The 15,875-nt window shown below is 57.0% G+C and carries 12 protein-coding genes; 6 read left to right on the top strand and 6 right to left on the bottom strand.

Going from position 1 to position 15,875, the window contains the following annotated elements:
• The first annotated feature begins 63 nt into the window (after positions 1-63).
• The 3 genes from ACXAD0_RS13105 (at position 64) to ACXAD0_RS13095 (ending at position 2,875) form a co-directional block, all read left to right on the top strand.
• Positions 64-729 (top strand): hypothetical protein, encoded by a 666-nt coding sequence (locus tag ACXAD0_RS13105; protein WP_475088930.1) that lies wholly within the window; start codon positions 64-66, stop codon positions 727-729.
• Positions 730-743: 14 nt separating this feature from the next.
• Entirely contained in the window at positions 744-1,406 is a 663-nt protein-coding gene (locus tag ACXAD0_RS13100) for a glutathione S-transferase family protein (RefSeq protein WP_475088928.1), read from the top strand.
• Positions 1,407-1,690: 284 nt separating this feature from the next.
• A complete protein-coding gene (locus ACXAD0_RS13095; RefSeq protein WP_475088927.1) occupies positions 1,691-2,875 on the top strand; it encodes an aromatic ring-hydroxylating dioxygenase subunit alpha in 1,185 nt (394 codons plus the stop codon).
• A 144-nt stretch (positions 2,876-3,019) separates the two neighbouring features.
• Here ACXAD0_RS13095 and ACXAD0_RS13090 read toward each other — a convergent pair whose 3' ends face one another.
• From ACXAD0_RS13090 to ACXAD0_RS13065, 6 genes are all read right to left on the bottom strand, one after another.
• A complete protein-coding gene (locus tag ACXAD0_RS13090; RefSeq protein WP_475088926.1) occupies positions 3,020-4,471 on the bottom strand; it encodes a sodium/proline symporter in 1,452 nt (483 codons plus the stop codon).
• Positions 4,472-4,545: 74 nt separating this feature from the next.
• Entirely contained in the window at positions 4,546-5,958 is a 1,413-nt protein-coding gene (leuC, locus tag ACXAD0_RS13085; protein ID WP_475088925.1) for a 3-isopropylmalate dehydratase large subunit, read from the bottom strand.
• 105 nt (positions 5,959-6,063) lie between these two features.
• A complete protein-coding gene (locus ACXAD0_RS13080; protein WP_475088924.1) occupies positions 6,064-7,668 on the bottom strand; it encodes a hybrid sensor histidine kinase/response regulator in 1,605 nt (534 codons plus the stop codon).
• A gap of 237 nt (positions 7,669-7,905) precedes the next feature.
• A complete protein-coding gene (locus ACXAD0_RS13075) occupies positions 7,906-8,679 on the bottom strand; it encodes a pseudouridine synthase (protein ID WP_475088923.1) in 774 nt (257 codons plus the stop codon).
• Positions 8,680-8,827: 148 nt separating this feature from the next.
• Positions 8,828-10,195, bottom strand: a complete 1,368-nt coding sequence (locus ACXAD0_RS13070; protein WP_475088922.1) for a patatin-like phospholipase family protein — start codon at positions 10,193-10,195, stop codon at positions 8,828-8,830.
• Positions 10,192-10,632 (bottom strand): YchJ family protein, encoded by a 441-nt coding sequence (locus tag ACXAD0_RS13065; protein WP_475088921.1) that lies wholly within the window; start codon positions 10,630-10,632, stop codon positions 10,192-10,194. Before ACXAD0_RS13065 ends, ACXAD0_RS13070 begins: the two co-directional genes overlap by 4 nt.
• A gap of 214 nt (positions 10,633-10,846) precedes the next feature.
• Here ACXAD0_RS13065 and ACXAD0_RS13060 point away from each other — a divergent pair, with 214 nt between their 5' ends.
• The 3 genes from ACXAD0_RS13060 to ACXAD0_RS13050 all read left to right on the top strand — a co-directional run bounded on the left by ACXAD0_RS13060 (position 10,847) and on the right by ACXAD0_RS13050 (position 15,629).
• On the top strand, positions 10,847-11,386 hold the full coding sequence (locus ACXAD0_RS13060; RefSeq protein ID WP_475088920.1) for a TetR/AcrR family transcriptional regulator: 540 nt from the start codon (positions 10,847-10,849) through the stop codon (positions 11,384-11,386).
• A gap of 103 nt (positions 11,387-11,489) precedes the next feature.
• Positions 11,490-12,548, top strand: coding sequence for an efflux RND transporter periplasmic adaptor subunit (locus ACXAD0_RS13055; RefSeq protein WP_475088919.1), 1,059 nt, complete (start codon positions 11,490-11,492; stop codon positions 12,546-12,548).
• A gap of 30 nt (positions 12,549-12,578) precedes the next feature.
• Positions 12,579-15,629, top strand: a complete 3,051-nt coding sequence (locus tag ACXAD0_RS13050; RefSeq protein WP_475088918.1) for an efflux RND transporter permease subunit — start codon at positions 12,579-12,581, stop codon at positions 15,627-15,629.
• The last annotated feature ends 246 nt before the right edge of the window (positions 15,630-15,875 follow it).

Below are 15,875 nucleotides of genomic sequence, written 5' to 3'. Positions count from 1 at the left end.
CCGCGCTGGTGCGGCACCGACATGGACGGCTGCATTAAGCCCTTTTTGGAGAAGACCTGAATTATGAGTGCCTATTTGTTCGTTAAGCTCCTGCACAACCTGTGCTTCGTGTACTGGTTGGGCGGAGACCTGGGAACCTTCTATGCCAGCCGGTTTGTTTCGCGGGGCGATCTGTCTCCACAAGCGAGGAGTACCGCGCTGACGATTATGATGGGTTGTGACCAGGGGCCGCGATTCTGTATGCCCCTGATACTGCCCCTTGGCTTGCAGTTGGCATATATGACCGGACAGTTTGCGGTCGCGGAGGTCTGGCTGTGGGTGGCCTGGGCGTTCTGTGCCGGTTGGTTGCTGCTGGTGGCGACACTGCACTTCGCCCACGGAAAATCGTTCATTCCGGTCCTTACGCAGTTGGATTTTTTCCTGCGTATTGGCCTGATAGTGCTGTTGCTGGCATTGGCAGCCTATGCGCTGATCACCGGCTTTATCCTCAGTGCGGGCTGGTTGGCCATCAAGCTGGGGGTGTTTGCACTCCTGGTGGGGTGTGGCCTGATGATCCGCGTTCGCCTGAAGAAGTTCATTCCCGCCTGGGGGCAGCTGATGGCAGGGGATAACAGTGAGACGGTGAATGCCACGATTCGTTCCTCCATTGAATCCTGCCGTCCGTTTGTTTACGTGATCTGGATCGGGCTGCTGGTTAACGCCGCGTACGGCATCCATCTTATTTCCTAAATCAGGTGTAAAACATGAAACTCTATAGCTTGCCCCATTCGCCTTACGCAGCGCGTGTGCTCATGCAGATCCGTCTGCAGGGCCGAGACGATATTGAGGTTTTACCACCGCCCGTCCCCCTGCGCACCGAGGCTTTCTTTGAGCGTTTTCCGCTTGGCAAGGTGCCTTTGCTGGAGCTGGATGACGGCACCACGATCGCGGAAAGCTGGTCGATTATGGAGTACCTGGAAGATAGTTCAGCGGATCCTGTGTCCGGCCTGCGTCCGTCCGATCCCGTTGCCCTGGCTCAGATGCGCACGCTCGCGCGATATGCCGATCTGCACCTTGCGGTGGGTGCGTTGTTCCCGTTGTTTCGTGCAGCGATGGGGGGTGGGGATATCGATGCAGAGAGTGTCGTCACCGCGCTGACAACGGAGCTCGAGAAAGGTGATCGACTTCTTGGACAGATCGGCGCGAATTCGCGCCCGCTGAGCCTCGGTGATCTGGCGTTGGCGCCGACGATTCTGTACTTACATGAGTTGGGCCCGGTGGTCGGTCAGGCCGATCCTCTGGCGCCTTATGCACATCTTCAGAGCTGGTGGGGCTGGATCAACGGTTTCGAACAAGTGAAGGAAAGCCTGGCCGAAGTCAGTGCGGCTTATCACGCGTTTGCGGAGCGTATGGCTCAAAAAGCCTAGGCCTTTCAGGTGCTGGTATCGAGAGTGCCGTGGGGCGTAAAGCCGCTTGTTTTACGTCCCCGCTTTGCTAATGTGGTGGCATTCGATGCCGATGGATCACAATCGAACTGAAGTGGAAAACTCTCTTTCCAGACCTTGACAATAGTCAATTGCCCGGATCCGAGCGCCCGCTAGTATTCAATCAAAGGCACAACTGGCCAGACAATCATGGTCCTCAATTTGGGGTCGTGATCTTGGGATAGCCCTCTGGCGTACACAGCAAAAATCAATAAGGGGTGACGTTTATGCTGACTAACCTTTGGTATGTCGCGGAGTGGTCCAAGACAGTAAAAGACAAGCCAGTTCGCACAAAGTTGTTGGGGCAAAACTTCGTTCTATTCCGGGACAAGGCTGGCAAAGTGCACTGCCTGAGCGATATCTGCATTCACCGGGGTGGTTCCCTGTCCAAGGGTTGGACCACCAAGCGCGACTGCGTTGCCTGCCCGTATCACGGTTGGGAATTTGACGGTGAAGGCAAAGTGCAGTTCATCCCGTCCCGCGGAGAGGGTGCACCGGTCCCCGAGCGTGCGCGCATTGATGCCTATCCGACGGAAGAACGCTACGGTATGATCTGGGTCTTCATGGGCGATCTGCCCGAAGAAGAACGCTATCCGATTCCCGAGTTTCCGGAGTATGAGGACAAGGAAAACTGGCGTCCGGTTGAAGTAGAGTTCAACTGGAAAGGCACAGTGGATCGCGTCGTTGAAAACGGCATCGACATCGCGCATACCGCATTCGTGCATCCGGGCTTCGGTCATCAGGAGATGGCTGACAAGAACGAAATCCTGAATGTCGAGCGCGGCGAATACTGGGGGCGTTCTGACAATGTTCTTTATCCGCCGCAGTTGGCCGGCAACCTTGGTCTGATGAAACTGTTTCGCAAGGACAAGGCGGCGACCTATGTAACCCCCTCGTTCTACCTGCCAGGACATTGTGTGCGTCTGCAAATCAAAGTGAACTCCTGGATGGAGATGATCATCTTTGATGCCAATACGCCGGTCGATGAAAACACCACGCGTTCCTTTGCGATTCAGGTGCGGAACTTCTTCAAGTGGCCGATGTTTGATGGTGGTGCAATCAAGCGTACCGCAGCAGTCTTTAAAGAAGACGGCGATATTGTCGAGGAGCTGTCTCCGAATTACCTGCCGGAAACCCTGGAAAATGAAGTGTCGGTAGAGCAGGACAAGTTTATGGGCGCCTGGCGCACCATTCGCAGACGCCATATCGAGGAAAAAGGCTGGAAGATTGACACCAAGGCGATGAAGCCTTATGAGGGAGAAAAGGTATTTACCATTCCTTCACCGGCCCGTCGATTGAATCCCCACTTCAAGTGGGCATTGGATACGGTGCCGCTGGTCGCGCCGAAGTCCCGTCGAACCCAATCGTCCCAGGCTGCATCCCCGCAAAAAGAGCCTGTTACAGAATCTTGACGAACCGTGAGCGGGGCCAATAAAAGGCCCCACTAAAAAAGCCGCACAGCGATCGTTGTGCGGCTTTTTTTGCGTTGAGACTTGATGGTCCCCACGTCTTAAATTGCCTTATCGTGCTTTACAGTGTGCCGTTCTACTTTCAGCTCAATGCCCGCTGGTACGCGCGGTAATCGTTGTGTGGGCAGCCTTTCTTCGCTGGACCCAGCCTGGCAGGAGTAAAACCAGGCTGGCACAGGTGAAGGGAATCAGCCTTTCTGCCCAGTCGCCTGTTGTGCTCGGCAGCAAGTACAGCGTGACTGCCAGTACAAAGCCCACCACGATCGAGCGGGCAACGGCGAAGGGACTGAGTTGTATCCCCGCGAGACGGGCAAACACCGTTGGACCAAATGCCGAACCAATCGCGATCCAGGCAAACAGAACACGGTCAAAGATGGTGGCTGGCAGGAACAGTGCGATCACCACTGCGATCGCCGAGACCGACAGCATCGCCAGCCGCGAGATCAGCAGTTCGCGGCCCGGAGGGAAGTGCTCAGTGCGTAAATCATGGGAAATGGTGGAGGCCACCACCAGCAGCATGCTGTCCGCGGTGGACATAATCGCCGAGAGAACCGCAGCCAATAATATGGCGCTGACCACCGGCGGCAGTAGCTGGCTGGATAGCTGGAAGAATACGGTTTCCGGATCTTCGAGACCGGGTGTGAGTAGACGCCCCAACATGCCCAGGGAATAGGTCCCAAGGAAAATGAGCGCGAGCCAGCCGATGGATAGTATCTGTGCCTGCTTCAGTGCGCGGGTATCCCGGAGTGCCATAAATCGGTTCAGTAGATGCGGCTGCCCGAAAGTCCCAATACCAACGGCCATACAGCCTGCCACAAATCCAATCGCCGCGAGCCCGGTATTTTTGCCCGTCAGTGCCAGTGTGTCGCCCCAGATGGCGCTTGCGCTGCTCACCGCCTCCCAGCCGTCAGCGGAAACAAAGGCGACAGAAGGTAAGAGCAGGGCGGCACCAAGCATCAGCGCGCCCTGCAGTGTGTCACTGATACTGGCAGCCCAGAATCCACCGAGAAAAGTGTACGCGGTAATGATGGCCGCGCCCAGAAACAGGCTGCCGGTCAGGGACATTGAGAAGGTATCGGAGAAGGTGGTCGCTGAAGCTTGAAACTGCGCGGCAATATAGAAGACGAATGAACCGAGGATGACGGCAGCGGCCAGGCGTTTTACCAGGACCGCCCCGGCGCTGTTCGCCGGTTCGTCCTCTGCCAGGAAATCGGTCAGGGTGATTTGCGCTTTACGACGGCTATGTGTCATTAATCGGGGACCGATCCACAGCCACGCAATGGCGCCACCACATACGGCGCCCACCGCAATCCACACGGCCGAGGCTCCCATCACGTAGGCAGCACCGCTCATGCCGAGAAGTGTCCAGGCTGAAGCGCTACTGGCACCATAACTGATGGCGGCGACGACTGGCCCTAAATTGCGGCCACCGAGAAAGTAATCGCTGTTGTCACGAGTGCGTCGCTGGCTCCAGAAACCAATCCCGAGAAGGATGGCCTTGTAGATGACAAGCGTATAAAGGGCGACCGTAGTATCCATAGTTACCACTACTTTTTGATGATTATTGCCAGCCCGATCAAGCGGAACAGGTTTATGTTCTATTGCCTGTTATGTCACAAGCATTGGCGGACATCAACAAAATGTCCGGCGATGGCTGCCGCAGCGGCCATCGCCGGACTGACCAGGTGCGTCCGGCCACGGTATCCCTGGCGACTTTCGAAATTGCGGTTGGAGGTAGAGGCACAGCGCTCGTCGGGCGACAGATAGTCGGGGTTCATGGCATTACACATCGAGCAGCCCGGTTCTCGCCATTCGAAGCCGGCATCAATAAAGACTTCATGCAGGCCTTCCGTTTCTGCCTGGGCCTTCACCCGTGCTGAGCCAGGTACAACCATGGCCCGTTTGATGCGATCTGCAACTTTGTGCCCTGCGACAATGGCGGCGGCACTGCGCAGGTCTTCTATACGCGCGTTGGTGCAGGAGCCAATAAATATCTGATCCAGTGGGAGATCGCCAATAGACTGCCCCGGCTTTAATCCCATATAGGCCAGCGCATGATGCCAGTCGGCTCTCTCGACGTCATTGCGGGCCGAATCGGGGTGTGGGACCTGACCGGTGATCGGGATCACCTGATCTGGCTTGGTGCCCCAGGTGACGAGCGGGGGCACGTCGCCAGCATTGATGACGTGTGTGCGCTCGAACTCGGCATCGGCGTCGCTGTGTAGTTGCTGCCATTCCGCTAGCGCGCGTCGCCAGTGATCGCCGTGAGGCGCGCGGGGACGTCCCGCTACATAAGCCTCCGTGACTGAATCGAAGGCGATGAGCCCGGTACGCGCCCCCAGTTCGATGGCCATATTGCACAGGGTAAATCGCGACTCCATGCTCAGGGATGTGATGGCGCTGCCTGTAAACTCCACTACGTAACCCGTTCCTGCTGCAACGCCCAGGCTCCCGAGTATGTACAGGGCAAGGTCCTTGGCGGTGACACCGTCCCGTAGTGCTCCTGCCACCTCAATCCGCATGTTCAGGGACTTTCGGGTGCGCAGGCATTGGGTGGCCATGACGTGCTCGACCTCGGAGGTGCCGATACCCTGGGCGAGAGCAGCCAGCGCTCCATGGGTGGAAGTATGGGAGTCCCCGCAGGCGATCGTCATGCCCGGCAGGCACCAGCCGTTTTCGGGGCCGATCACATGGACGATGCCCTGTTGCGCGGACTCCATGGGGACGCGATACACATCATGCTGGCTGCAGTTGCGCTCAAGCGCGATCACCTGATCACGCGCAAACCGATCTTCGATGCCCCGGGTACCGATGGATTGATTGACAGTGGGTACCTGGTGATCCGCGGCCGCCATGATGGAATGGTTGCGCCAGAGCGTCAGATTTCGATTGCGCAGCCCCTCAAACGCCTGGGCAGAGGTCACTTCGTGGATGAGATGGCGATCAATATAGAGCAGGGCGGTGCCATCGGGTGCAGTCCGGATACAGTGCGCATCCCAGAGCTTGTCATAGAGCGTCTTCGGCATAGCGAATAAAAAGATATAAAATTATAGCAATATACCTTTATATCCGGGCTGCAGCGCGAATGCAAGATGCCCCGGTGACAGCCGCCAGAAGCGGCGACCGTTGTTTCAGGTGAGGGGTAACTGGATGGGTCCGCTTTCCGAACTCAGATGTCCTCGCGCCACCAGTTCCTCGAGCTTTTTCTGCAGCTTGTCGAAGGTGAATGGTTTTTCGATGCAGTCGAGTATGCCATCGGCAAGCGCGTCTCTGATTTTTTGATCGACACTGTAGCCCGTCGACAGCATCGCCTTTATCTCGGGGTTGATCTGCTTTAAAACGGCAAACAACTGGTGGCCGTCCATGAGTGGCATGATCATATCCAGTAGAACGAGATCGACGCTTTCCGCGTGTTCCTGGTAGTACGCAATGGCTTCGGTGGCACCGGCGAAGGTGAATACCTGATGCCCGTGCATTTCAAAGAGCGTCTTTGAATAGCGTCTGACAATCGCCTCGTCATCAACCACCATGATGCGGTAGCAGGTATTGCTTTGCTGGCCGCCCAGATGGCCAAGGGTATTACGCGGGCGCTCTGGCAAGATCGGAAGGTACAGGTCGAAACGGCTTCCCTCTCCCTCGTGGCTACTGCAGCGGATTGCGCCTTTATGTAAGTGGGTTGTGCCATAGACCGCAGCGAGGCCGAGACCTGCACCGCGACCACTATCCTTGGTGGTAAAGAAGGGTTCGAAAATGCGACTGCGGACTTCCTCGGTCATTCCGGTGCCGCTGTCGCTGATGGAGATTAACAGGTAACGCCCGGGCGCAATTTCAAAGTCAGATATTGTGGTTACACCATCGATGTCGATGTTGCTGGTACTAAAGCGAAGATTGCCCCCGTTCGGCATCGCATCTTTGGCATTGATTCCGAGGTTAAGCAGTGCGCTTTGTAACTGTGCCGCGTCACCCATAACGTGCGGAAAGCTCGCGTCGAGATCCCGTTCAATGTTGATCCGTCGGTCGATGGTGCGCTGCAGCATGGCGCACACATCCCGGATCAACTCGTGGGTGTTACATTCGGCGAGCTGATAGTTGCCTTTGCGCGCGAACGTCAATAGTTGCTTGGTGAGATCGGTGGCGTGATGGGCTGTATTGAGTATTTGTGAAATATACTCGCTGACTCGGGCATCGCAGGTAATTTGTTGTATCACCTCAGCGTAGCCGGTGATGCCATGAATCATATTATTGAAGTCGTGCGCGATACCACCGGCCAGTTCGCCAATGGCCTGCATCTTGTGCGCTTGCCGCAATTCCTCTTCCAGCGCTCTCTGTTTGGTAATATCCGATCCAATACTGAGTACACCGATCGCATTGCCGTGTTCGTCGTTCAGGACTTTATTGGTCCAGGCGATCCAGACACGCTCTCCATTTTTCTTGATGTTCTCGTTGACGTTGTAGCGATGTTCTTCCGGATGGTTGCAAATGTGATCCATCAGTGGTCGCAGGTCGCGACCCGTACTCTCGCTGGCTGGCACGATGGTGCCGATGACATGCTGGCCGATAATTTCTGATTCGATATAGCCAAAAAAATCCTGCGCGTATTCATTGAAGAGGGTGATGATGCCATTTCGGTCCCAGCGGAGGATGATCGAATTGGCATGTTGTACCAACTCCCGGTAGCGCTCTTCACTCTGACGTAGCGCCTCATAAACGTCCTGGGATTCCTTTCCGACCGTCATCTCAATTTCCCCTCTGATCCGGCATTCCGTTCCATCGCGGATATTCTGCGCAACGCAGCATTCGAATGATTGCATCACGAAAGATCTGGGCTGTCCATGGCTGGGGGCCAGGGCATGGCCACGAACTCCGGGGATAGGGGCACACAGCAGGGGGAATTGGACAAAGGTCGTTTATGGGAATGAATAATGCGCCAGCGCACGGGGTGTTTTTTATTACCGGGTCTCCGCACGCTAATTTTAGGAGGCCTCGGGGACCTGCCACCCAAGTTGATGGAGCAGCTCGGCGAAGCTGCCTTGGGGCGCTGAGTAGATTGTGACGCGCTGTCCGGTTACGGGGTGCTCGAAAGAAAGTTCCAGTGCGTGCAGTAATAAACGGCGGCAGCCGAAATGCTCCGCGAAAAAATGATTGTGGGTCGATTTTCCGTATTTAGGGCAGCCGATGAGTGGGTGGTGAATATGCTTGAAGTGTCGACGAATTTGGTGCCGGCGCCCCGTATCGAGTTCGATTTCCACCAGGGAGTACCGACTGCTGGGATAGCGGTCGACAAAGAACGGCAATTCGACGGTCGCCAGGCGACGAAACCTGGTGACGGCCTCCTGTCTCGGCAAGTCTGCACTGGAGCGCTTGCGTTGGTGCTTAAAGTCATTAACCGGCGGTAGCGGGTAGTCGATGATGCCGCTCTCCGGACAATATCCTCGGCAAACGGCAAGGTACTTTTTGATTGCCGAGGGGGCGGAGAGTGCTGCCTGCCCTGTGCGTGCGATATCGGGATTTTTCGCGAACAGGATGACACCGGATGTGGGTTTGTCGAGCCGGTGCAGCGCATACACATGACAACCCACAGTATTCCTCACAGCCTGCAGCAAGAATTGGGTTTCGTGTCGATCGATGTGCGACCTGTGGACCAGCAACCCCTCGGGCTTGTACGCAGCGACAAGGTACTCATCTTCATACAGGATGGTCGGCGCCGCGGGTTCTGAATGGGTGGCGGGCTCCGTAAGGTCATTCATGCGGTTTGCGTATCTCGTTGTCTCTGGTCGCTGCTCGGGTCATGGATCAAAACCACACCGTGGCTCCACCTAGCCCGACGCTTTTGATCGGTAACTTTCATGTTGGCCTCTTGTGGCCGTCGGTGCGCAGGGCACCTGTGTGCGCGCCCTAATTGGGAAGCCGTCCGCCAACATCCTGAACAAAACGTCTGAACTCCGGATTCTCCAGCAGCAGTTGCCGGCCCACGGCGATCAGGTTGTCGACCTGTTCTTCGGTAATCGTCAGGCTGGTAGGAATCTGGTTAAAGAACAGCTGCTGTTCCGGATAGGGCAAGCTGTCGAAGTTCACTTCGACAAAATAGGGGGTGATGGCCCTGCCTTGCGCCGATAGCTCTTCTGTCCAGCGGTCCAGGCTGTCTTTAATCAGGTCGACAGTCGCCGCATTGTAGCGGTGCAGCTGGATGTCGGTCACCGCGTTCACGGTATCTTCGAGTGTGGGCGGGTTGGGGCTTTGCTCGATAGTGGTTTGCGAATTGGTAGATGCATTGACGGAAATAAGCGCAAAGCGCGTTCGCGCCTCGATCCCCAGATGTTGGAAAAATTGGGTGGGGCCGCCGGCGACTTCAATCATTTCGTAAATTGCCATCAATCCGAGGTTGTCGCTGATGCCGCCATCGACGAGATGTACATACTGGCGTCGGTTTCGGTCGGTATAGCTCTTCAGGTCATTGATGGCAGCGCGGACCTGAGAGGACTGATGTTCTTCGGCCCGCTGGCTGAGATGGCGCAGGGAAGGATTTTGGCATTGACCGTAGTTTTCCAGCACCACCGGGTGGAAGACCAGCGGAACTGCCGATGAAGCAGTGACTGCCCGTGCAACTGGATAACTGGACAGGTCGGAACACAGCAGGTCAAAGTACTCCTGGGTAAAAGAGAACCGTACTCCGCCCCCCAGATCTGTTGCGTTAATGATGATCATGGGGCCACCGGCGCGCTCGAGATCAGCGAAGGTCGCTCCGCCAAACACGGTATCCTCATAGTAAGTGACCGCATGATCGGTGCGGCCGCGCTCACTGAACAGCGCGGCAGGCCTCAGTACCCGTTTCGCGAGTGCGCGGGAAACATCCGCGCGGAGAAAGCGAGATTGGAAGTCCAGAAACATGCGATCACCATGCAGGCCATAGTAGGCCGCGGTAAAGCTACCGCCAGAGACCGAGCTGATCATATCCACTTCGTCGAGCAGCGAACTGGCCGGAGAACCTGACGCCAGTTGGACTTCCCGTAGCCCCTGCAATACTCCGTACGCCATTGCGGCTGCGCGGGTGCCGCCGCCTGAGAAGGCGAGTACCAGCGAGAAGTCTCCGTCACGACGCTTTTTTGCCATATTGGCAAGGGAATAGCCGCGTTCACTGCTATCTTCCCGCATCGGGCTGTTCTGTACGGTGCCGGTCGTTGAACAGGCCAGTAAAAAGCTGGTGAGCAACGGCACAACCGCCGATTTCCCCACGCGGATACCCTTGGTGACAATCCGTTTCACGGCCAGTCCTCCAATGGCTCCAGGTACACCCAGCGGCCTTTCACTTTTTTGAACAGGGATATTTCGTGGTGTAACGCCTCTGCCTGGGAATCGTTTGCTGCATCGATGAGATACCAGGCTTTGAATTCCACAATCGCTTTCTTCAGTCCCTGCTTGGTTCGAATGACAGACAGGCGAACCCAGTGTGTCTGCAGATCTTCTGCGGAGAGGTCCGGACGGGTGTTCTGGTGCCATGTTTTGCGCAGGTAGGGCAGGTTGCCGGTCGCAAATGCACAGAACCGGCTGCGCATCAGCGCCTCCGCGGTCTGCGGAAACGCACGTCCTTCAAGATAGAGCTGGCAGCATTTGCCGAAGGATTTCCCGCTGTCACACAGGCAAGGCTCGAGAGGCGCGGGTAGTGCGCGCGCCGTCGTATGCGTTTCTGACGTTCTGGTCACCTATTTTCGGTCCCTGATTCTGACTGGGAGCTCTGTGCTCCGGATTCACGGAGCCTAATAGGCACGGGCCCTCGCGGCAATAGTCATCGTGTGTCGTGGGCGAATTACTGCGGGTCAGTCGCTATTTGGCGAGTGCTTCGCTTGACCTGAAGGGATCGCCTGATAACATACCGACCGGATGGTAGGTTTTGACTAAAAGTGCCTGGAGGGTCATGTGTCCAAGGTCGAAAAAGACGACATTATCCGCGCCGCTGAAGAAGTGGTGCGGGAAAAGGGCGCGCGCAAATTGAGTCTGGACGCGGTGGCCTCTCGCTGTGGGCTAAGTAAAGGCGGACTGCTGCATCACTTTCGCAACAAGCAGGCGCTGTTGAATGGGATGCTCGAAGCGGCCATTGAGCGAGAGGCGGAGCTGTGCGCTGAGTTCACGCCGATCGAGGGCGCCTCTCCGGCCGAAGCCCTGAAGAACCGCATCGATGGCCTGTTCGCGCAAATGGCGGATGAGGAAGCGCTGCCGCGATCGTTGGTCGCCGCAGTAGCGGAAGATCCGAGTCTACTGGCTCCCATCAAGGCAAAGGAGATTCGTGTTCGCACTGAGGTTTGTGAGCGGACGAATGATCCAGAGCTGGCTCAAATTCTCCTGTACGCAGCGCGGGGCATGTTCCTCGGACGCATCCTCGGTGTGGTGGATGCCGGCGATCCGGTGCTGGCTCAGCTTCACCGTCGGCTGCTCGAGATGTGTGAGCAGGTGGACTGAAATCCGCACGAGAAGATCTGAAAGGTTGCACGCCTGGGAAGCCCCGGCCGCGTGAATCTATCCCAAAACAACGTTTTCTGAAGAGTTACCCAGAGAAAAAGCTATGCGTTTAAATGGAAAATTCCCGATCGCTGCAGTGGTGCTGACACTGGCTGCGGGCCTGGTCGGATGTAAAGCTGATAAGGAAGAAGCTACGGGCCCGGAGCGGGTGTGGCCAGTCAAAGTTGCGCAGGTTACCGGTAGCGGTGTGGTGAGCGAACGTCATTTTGCTGGGCGTGTGCGGGCTGTGCAAACGGTCGACCTGTCTTTTCGCGTTGGCGGAAAGCTGGCGAGCCTGCCGTTGAAAGACGGAGAAATTATCGCCAAAGGTCAGCAGATTGCGGTGCTGGATGACACTGAGTTCGTACGCCGTGTGAAAGAGGCCAGGGTAAACGTGGACCTGTTGGAGAAGACCGCGGCGCGTCAACGAGAGCTGGCCGCCAGCCAGGCCCTCTCTGCGCAGCAGCTGGACGAAACGGAGAGCCGCCTGGCACTGGCGCGTGTGGCACTCGAAAACGCCCAGCAGGATTTGGGGTATACCCGGTTGACTGCGCCATTTGATGCGCTGGTTACCCGTCGCCTGATCGAAAACTTTACCAATGTGCGCGCAGGCCAGGCGGTTGTGCGCTTGCAGGATATCTCTGAAGTCCGTGTCGAGGTCTCCGTTCCGGAGCGCCTGTTGGCGACGGTCGACAAGACCCTGATTGATTCCCTGAGCGCTGAATTTGATTTCATGCCCGGACGCGTTTTCCCGATGGAGTACCGTCAGCATCAGGCTGAGGCGAATAGTGTGACGCAAACCTTTACGGTTGAACTGGGTATGCCGCGTCCTGAAGACCTCCAGGTTTTGCCGGGCATGTCAGCCCGGGTAACCCTGAGGCTCAGTGCGCCTGGTGGAGTACTCAATTTGCCGCTGTCTGCCGTGCAGAGTAGTGCGGACGGTACTCCCTATGTCTGGCAAATTGGTGAGGATCATAGTGTGAGCCGAATCCCTGTTGATCTCGGTTCCACCGACGGTGACCAGGTACATGTGCTGCGCGGCCTGGTGCCGGGTAGTCGTGTGGTGGCTGCGGGTGGCCAGCACCTTTATGACGGTGCTGTCGTGCGCGACTACAGCTTGTAAACCTGAGTACATGCCTGAGAGAGGATCATCGTGAGTATTTCCGATATTTTCATTCGACGGCCGGTGTACAGCTGGCTCCTGATGTTGACCTGCCTGCTTGGCGGACTGTGGGCGATCGGCGATATCGGTCGCCTCGAGGACCCGGCGTTCACCATTAAAGAGGCGCGGGTGTTTACCGCATACCCCGGTGCGAATGCCCGGCAGGTAGAGGAGGAAGTGACCGAAAAGCTGGAAGTTGCGATTCAGCAAATGAGCCAGCTCGATAAGGTGACCTCCGCTTCCCGTGCGGGCATGTCCGAAATTCGTGTACTGATCAAAGATACGTACGATTCCGATGAGCTGCCGCAAGTGTGGGACGAGTTGCGTCGGAAGGTGCGCGATGCCCGCGGCGATTTGCCGCGCGGCGCGATGATGCCGGTCGTCAACGACGATTTTGGTGAGGTTTTCGGAATTTACTATGCGGTGACGGGCGAGGGGTTTTCTCCGACCGAACTGCGAGAAATTACCAAGTACCTGCGTCGTGAACTGCTGTCGATTGATGGCGTAGCCAAAGTTTCCCGGTCCGGTGTGATCGATGAAGTGGCATTCGCTGAGCTGGACGAGACGCGTCTTGCGCAGCTGGGCTACTCACTGGACGATTTGGGCCAGTTGTTACGCTCGGAGAGTTCAGTGCCGCAGGTAGGCGAAGTCGAAGGCAAGGATCTGCGCACACGTGTCGTCGTCGACAACCAGGCGAACGATCTGGAATCAATCCAGAATCTCCGCTTTGGGGTGCCGGGCTCGACCGCGCAATTGGCGGTTCGTGATATCGCCGATGTGACCATCGGCTACGACAACAACCCATCCTTTATTGCGCGCTTCAACGGCTCTCCTGCCATTCTGTTGGGTGTCGCGGGAGCAAAGAATACCAATGTGGTGGAGATCGGTGAGCGGGTAGAGGCCAAGCTTGCACAGCTTGCACAGGCGCTGCCGCTTGGTGTGGACGTGTATCCGATCTACGAGCAGCACAGGGTCGTTGAAGATAGTGTAAACGGCTTCCTGTTCAATCTCGTCTCATCGGTGGTCATTGTCACGCTGGTGCTCTGTCTCTTTATGGGGTGGCGATCCGGCGTTGTCGTTGGCGTGGTGCTCGGCCTTACCGTAACCGGGACGGTGCTGATCATGAATTTGTTGGGGCTCGAGCTCCAGCGTATTTCACTCGGTGCACTCATTATTGCCATGGGCATGTTGGTGGACAACGCGATTGTTGTCGCGGAAGGCATGCTGATGGGGGTGCAAAAGGGCGAGAAACCCGAGTTCGCTGCCCGACGGGTGGTGCGCCAGACATTCTGGCCGCTGCTGGGTGCCACAGTGATCGGTATTATGGCGTTCTCCGGTATTGGTCTGTCTGCTGATGCGACGGGTGAATTCCTGTTCTCACTGTTTGCAGTGATCGGCATCTCGCTGTTGCTCAGCTGGATTCTTGCCATTACCGTCACGCCGTATCTCGGTTATCACCTGTTCCGTGTCGCACCGGGTGCCGAAGACCGTGATCCCTATGATGGCCGCTTCTACCGTATGTACCGCAAAGCGTTGTCCGGCGCGCTGAAGTATCGTGGCCGCACTGTGACTGCCCTGTTGGTTGTCACCATTGCGAGTTACGCGAGTTTTGGCCTGATCAAACAGGGCTTTTTCCCGAACTCCAATGCACCGCTGTTCTACGTGAACTACTTCCTGCCGCAGGGGAGTGACATTGAACGGACAGATCGCGCTTTGCAGGAAGCATCCAGCTACTTCCAGGAAAAGGAAGGTGTGGTCTCAGTGATGGCTGTGGCCGGACGAGGTGCGGACCGCTTTATGCTCACCTATGCGCCTGAGCCGCCGAACCCGGCTTACGGCCAGTTGATCGTTCGCGCTGAAGAGCGTGATCAGATCCCGGCGCTCATTGAAGAGGCGCGCCAGGTGCTTCGCGATCAGCATCCGGATGCCCTGGTGACTTTCCGCAGGCTGGTCTTCGGACCTGGTGGCGGCGCTGATGTGGAGGTGCGGATCTCAGGACCTGATGCCGAAAAACTGCGGGGCATAGCCGAGCTTGTTCAGACAGAGTTTCGTCAGGAGGGGCTGCAAGAGGTGACGCATGACTGGCGCGGTCGCGAGCCCATTGTTGTTGCGAAGCTCGATGAAGAGCGCGCTCGTGTGGCCGGGGTGAGCAATGCGGACGTGAGTCGGACAATTCAGTATGCGACCTCGGGATACCGCGTGGGTGTCTTCGAAACCGGCGATCGCATTGTTCCCATCATTGCCCGGTTGCCGGAAGAAGATCGGAACCAGTTGGGTGCCTTGCAGGATCGTCTGGTTTGGAGCCCCAATCAGCGTCAATATATCCCGGCCGGTCAGCTGGTGACTCGCTTTGAGACCACCACCGAGGAGGGCTTGATCCAGCGGCGTGATCGGGTGCGGACCATCACCATTGCGGGAACTGCCCCGGAAGGCACGACGCCGATGGCCGCGCTCGCGCAGGTGCGCGCCCAGATTGAAAGCATTCAGCTTCCGCTCGGCTACAAAATGGAGTTTGGCGGCGAGTTCGAGCGTTCCGCTGAAGCACAGCAGTCACTGGGCAAGGGGCTTCCCATCGGCTTCCTGATCATGATTCTGGTCTCCGTATTACTGTTTGGCACCGTTCGCGAGCCGATCATTATCTGGCTGGTTGTTCCCATGAGTCTGGTAGGCGTCGTGATTGGATTGCTCGTTTCCGGTCTGCCATTTGGCTTTATGTCCCTGCTTGGGGTGCTGAGCCTTTCCGGTATGCTGATCAAGAATGCCGTTGTGCTGGTGGATGAAATTCAACTGCAGACCCGCGCGGGGCTGCCCCGTCTGACGGCCATCGAGCTTGCGAGCGTCAGTCGTCTGAGGCCGGTTTTCCTTGCGGCAGTTACCACGATTCTGGGTATGTCACCTCTGTTATTTGATGCCTTCTTTGCCGATATGGCCGTGACCATCATGGGTGGGTTGGGGTTTGCGACCGTGCTGACGCTGGTGGCCGTGCCGGTGTTCTACGGGATTTTCCACCGTGTGAAACCCTCAGAACGCGTTGAATCGTAAGCCTGATAGGAATGGATGAAGGGGTAGGTCAGTCAATGGGGAAGCACCAGGGAGTCGGTGTTCGGAAAGGCGCTTGAGACAAGCGCTCTCCAGCTAGCGGTGGTGAACGACGGTTCCCGCCGCTTTTTTTTTGCCCGTGAGCCCGCGCCGGGCAAAGTGCGCTGGATCAACACCGTATTGCAGGGGCTTGATCCCGCCGGGGGATGCGCCCAACATGGGCGCTTGTCGGTGACGAGGTATCTGGAG

Source organism: Microbulbifer sp. ABF4_148 (assembly GCF_056158985.1).
This window is presented reverse-complemented; position numbering and strand designations above follow the sequence as displayed.